This is a genomic window from Moorena sp. SIO4A1 (assembly GCF_010672065.1).
Taxonomy (GTDB): Bacteria; Cyanobacteriota; Cyanobacteriia; order Cyanobacteriales; family Coleofasciculaceae; genus Moorena.
Genome location: NZ_JAAHHX010000181.1, coordinates 1 through 3,598, shown reverse-complemented (window position 1 = coordinate 3,598; position 3,598 = coordinate 1). Strand labels below are relative to the sequence as shown.

The following is a 3,598-nucleotide window of genomic DNA, read 5'->3' as shown; positions in this document are numbered from 1 at the left end:
TTAACCTGGCAGCAGCTGAAGGTCATCCCAGTGCGGTGATGGACATGAGCTTTGCTAACCAAGCTTTGGCCTGTGAATACCTAGTCAAGAACAAAGGATCCATTGAACCAGGTTTACACTCCATCCCAGAAGCAGTGGATAAGGAAATTGCGCGGCTGAAGTTACAAGCAATGGGCATTAACATTGACACCCTAACCCCAGAGCAAATCGAGTACATGAACTCTTGGACTTCTGGTACCTAAAACTAGGGTAATCCTTTGACAATGCCAGTTCAATAATCCTGATCTCCCTGATCGGGTAATGGGTAATGGGTAACAGGTAATGGGTCATAGGTCATGGGTAATTGGTAGTTGACGATGACCGACTATCGATTACCCTGACCCAAAAAAGTGATTAAGCGAACTTGAGATTATTGGGATTTTGGGATAGAATATGGTAATAATACCAATACCTTTGATGGTAAATTGGGATTAAATACATAAATCCCCAAGTTCAATACCTGATTTACTTAACAATTAATTAAGAATAATTAGCAATTAGCCCGCTGAATAAGGTGTGGGATTAGCCGCAATCCTTGGAAGAACAGAACTTACCCAAAACTGGGTACCAAACTCTACCCTACAGGTAGAGTTATGGCTTTATTGCTGAAGAATAAGGGAAGGTAGGCAAATACCAGTTGCGAAAGCGGATTATGGGTGATTTTTAGAGATTATGGATGTTTTTAAGAAGTGGGGAAACTATATAGATATGGATAATATGTACAGGAAAATTCTAAAATTATATAGAATCTTGCATAAATCTTTAAAAAGAGGGTGATAAATACTATAGCCCAATAGCAAAAATGGACTTTTGCAAGAGGCCTATTAATGAGTAGGGTGATTGATCATGATATGGCAACAAACTCCAACCTATCTGGCAGTGCTTACTACTATGCTGTCGGCTGCACTGGTAAATGACTTGACGGCACCCCGGTTACTCGCACAGTCATACCCACACCATGAAGTTGGTTTACAATTCCCAGCACCACCAGAGCGAGGGTCACCGTCTAAAACCCTTGGGGCTGGGACACATATGATTGAATTTCCACGAGTACCAGAACGAGGAAAACCAACAAGAACAGCAGGAGGAGGGTCTCGTAGCTATTCCTGTACTGACAACGGTGACATCCCTTTGACTCCTATCGTGCCTGCCAATAATCTGGTCAAAACAGTGGCGGCTAATCCTACACTGTTCTGGTATGTTCCCAAAACTAAAGCCTCCGAAGCAGAATTTGTGTTAATTGATGACCAGGATCAAGAGGTGTACCTGACCAGCCTGAGCCTGGATAACACGAACGGTATTGTGCAACTGAGCGTGCCGAAAACTGTACCTCTGACTATGGGTAAGGAATACAAGTGGTTTTTCGTACTCGTTTGCGATCCTCAAGAGCGTAGCCGAGATCAGTGGGTTAAAGGAATACTCGAGCGTACTGAACTTAGTCCAGAATTAGCGCTTAATCTAGAGCAGGAGCAAAATACCTTAGAAAAAGCCAAACTATATGCTGATGCTATGATTTGGCAAGAAACTGTGACTACTGTTGCCCAGTTACGGGATTCCCAGCCCCAAGCATGGGTAGATCTGATCAAATCAGTGGAGTTAGAAGCGATCGCTAACAAACCATTTGTGAATTGCTGCACACCTAACAATTAATCTTAGGTAATTTCAGGGTAAGTGCTAGAAGGATTAGTATAGATTAGTATATTAACTTTTATAACTAATCACTACTGAATGGCTAAACTCTCTGTAGAACTACAGCGCTATTTTTTTGAGGAAGAGCGAGAGCCTCAGGTAAAGCTGGCAGATATTTTGACCCTAGCGGGGGAACGTATTTTTGGGTTTCTATTCGTTATCCTATCCCTACCTTCCGCTTTGCCAGTTCCAGCACCGGGTTATTCGATTCCCTTTGCGATTGTGATCTTCTTGTTGGCTATTCAGCTCATCGTTGGTGCCAAACGCCCCTGGCTACCCAATAAGATGATGAATGGGAAAATGAAACTGGAAACGGTACAGGGTTTTCTGAAAATAGGACTCCCTTGGTTGCAGCGGATTGAGGCAGTGACCCGTCCTCGCCTAAGCTATATTTGTACCAGTTTGCCTGGTCGGATATTTATGGGGAGTGCGATCGCATTAATGTCAATTTCGATGATGATTCCAATTCCAGGAACAAATACCCTTCCAGCTATTGGAATTTTTATAACTGGTTTTGGCTTAACTGAAGATGATGGCGCAATTAGCCTAGCCGGTTTAGTGCTGTGCTTGATCGGAGCAAGCCTCTCCATCTCAATTCTGTTTGCTCTATGGTTTGGTGGCACAAATCTAGTTGACCAGATTATTGACCAGATTATTGACCGAAAACCCTGAGAGCGCAAGCCCCTGGATTCTATCCATGGGGTTAGCCCGAACAGGAATTTATTCCCTAACTGTCCGGGAACTTTTGCCCGCTCGTTATCGACTATAATAGTAAGTAAAGCAAACGAACCAAGGAGGTGATTTCAGGTGTTGGTAATGGAGTTCAAGGCTGTCCTTAAAGAGCCTCAAAAATTAGCGATAAATGAAGCTATTATAACGGCTCGCTTTGTCCGGAATAAAGTACTTCGGTACTGGATGGATAACCATGGAGTGGGCAAAAAAGAATTGTACCGTTACAACACCGAAATACGTGAAGAGTTTAATTTTGTCAAAGACCTGAACAGTCATGCATGTCAAGCTTCAGTTGAAAATGTAGAGCGGGCAATAAAGCGGTTCTACGACAACTGTAAGAAAAAAGTACCTGGGAAAAAGGGCTATCCCCGTTTTAAGAAACATTCTAGGTCGGTTGAATATAAGCAATCCGGGTGGAAGTTATCCCCAGATAAAAAATCTATAAATTTTACCGACAAGAAAGGAATCGGTAAAGTCAAGCTTAAGGGGACGTGGGACTTATGGCGTTTCGACCAGAAACTGATCAAGCGGGTTCGTATCGTCCAAAGAGCCGATGGTTATTATGTCCAGTTTTGCGTCAAAGCAGATAATTCCGTTCGCGTTCGCGCAGCGTCGGCTTTGCCGAAAGCGTGGCCTACGGCCTTTCAACTAGAAGCTACTGGCTTTACTGTTGGTTTAGATGTTGGATTAAAAGAATTCTATACAGACTCTGATGGGTACTCAGAACCTAACCCAAGATTTTACAGAAGAGGGGAGAAACGTTTAAAGTTTTATCAACGTCGGGTTTCCCGAAAGAAGAAAGGCTCTGCTAACCGTAAAAAAGCAATTAATAGGCTAGGTAGGACACACCTGAAAATAAGTAGGCAGCGTGAAGAACATGCGAAGAGACTCGCGCGTTGCGTAATCCGATCTAACGATCTGGTCGCCTATGAAGACTTGAGGATCAAAAACTTAGTAAAGAATCACTGTCTTGCCAAATCCATTAACGATGCAGGTTGGTACCAATTTCGGGGTGCGATTCGTTAGCTATAAACCTTATCCAATAAGGATTTGGAGGATTAGCTGCTTGGTTAAATGAACCATGACAACTTGATAACCATGGTGGTGAAATTCCACCCCTCGTGAAATCCGAGTGACA

The 3,598-nt window shown here is 43.1% G+C and carries 3 protein-coding genes and 1 pseudogene; all 4 read left to right on the top strand.

The annotated features are described in order from the left end of the window. On the top strand, positions 1–242 hold a 242-nt coding region (locus F6K53_RS35760; protein ID WP_293084116.1), incomplete at its 5' end, for an adenosylhomocysteinase. A 643-nt stretch (positions 243–885) separates the two neighbouring features. Then, on the top strand, positions 886–1,689 hold the full coding sequence (locus F6K53_RS35755; RefSeq protein WP_293072052.1) for a DUF928 domain-containing protein: 804 nt from the start codon (positions 886–888) through the stop codon (positions 1,687–1,689). A 78-nt stretch (positions 1,690–1,767) separates the two neighbouring features. Beyond that, the gene (locus F6K53_RS35750) at positions 1,768–2,400 is read left to right on the top strand and encodes an exopolysaccharide biosynthesis protein (protein ID WP_293043740.1); all 633 of its coding nucleotides are present in this window, start codon (positions 1,768–1,770) and stop codon (positions 2,398–2,400) included. 135 nt (positions 2,401–2,535) lie between these two features. Next, positions 2,536–3,471: pseudogene (locus tag F6K53_RS35745) on the top strand (transposase); the annotation flags it as partial. Positions 3,472–3,598: the final 127 nt, after the last annotated feature.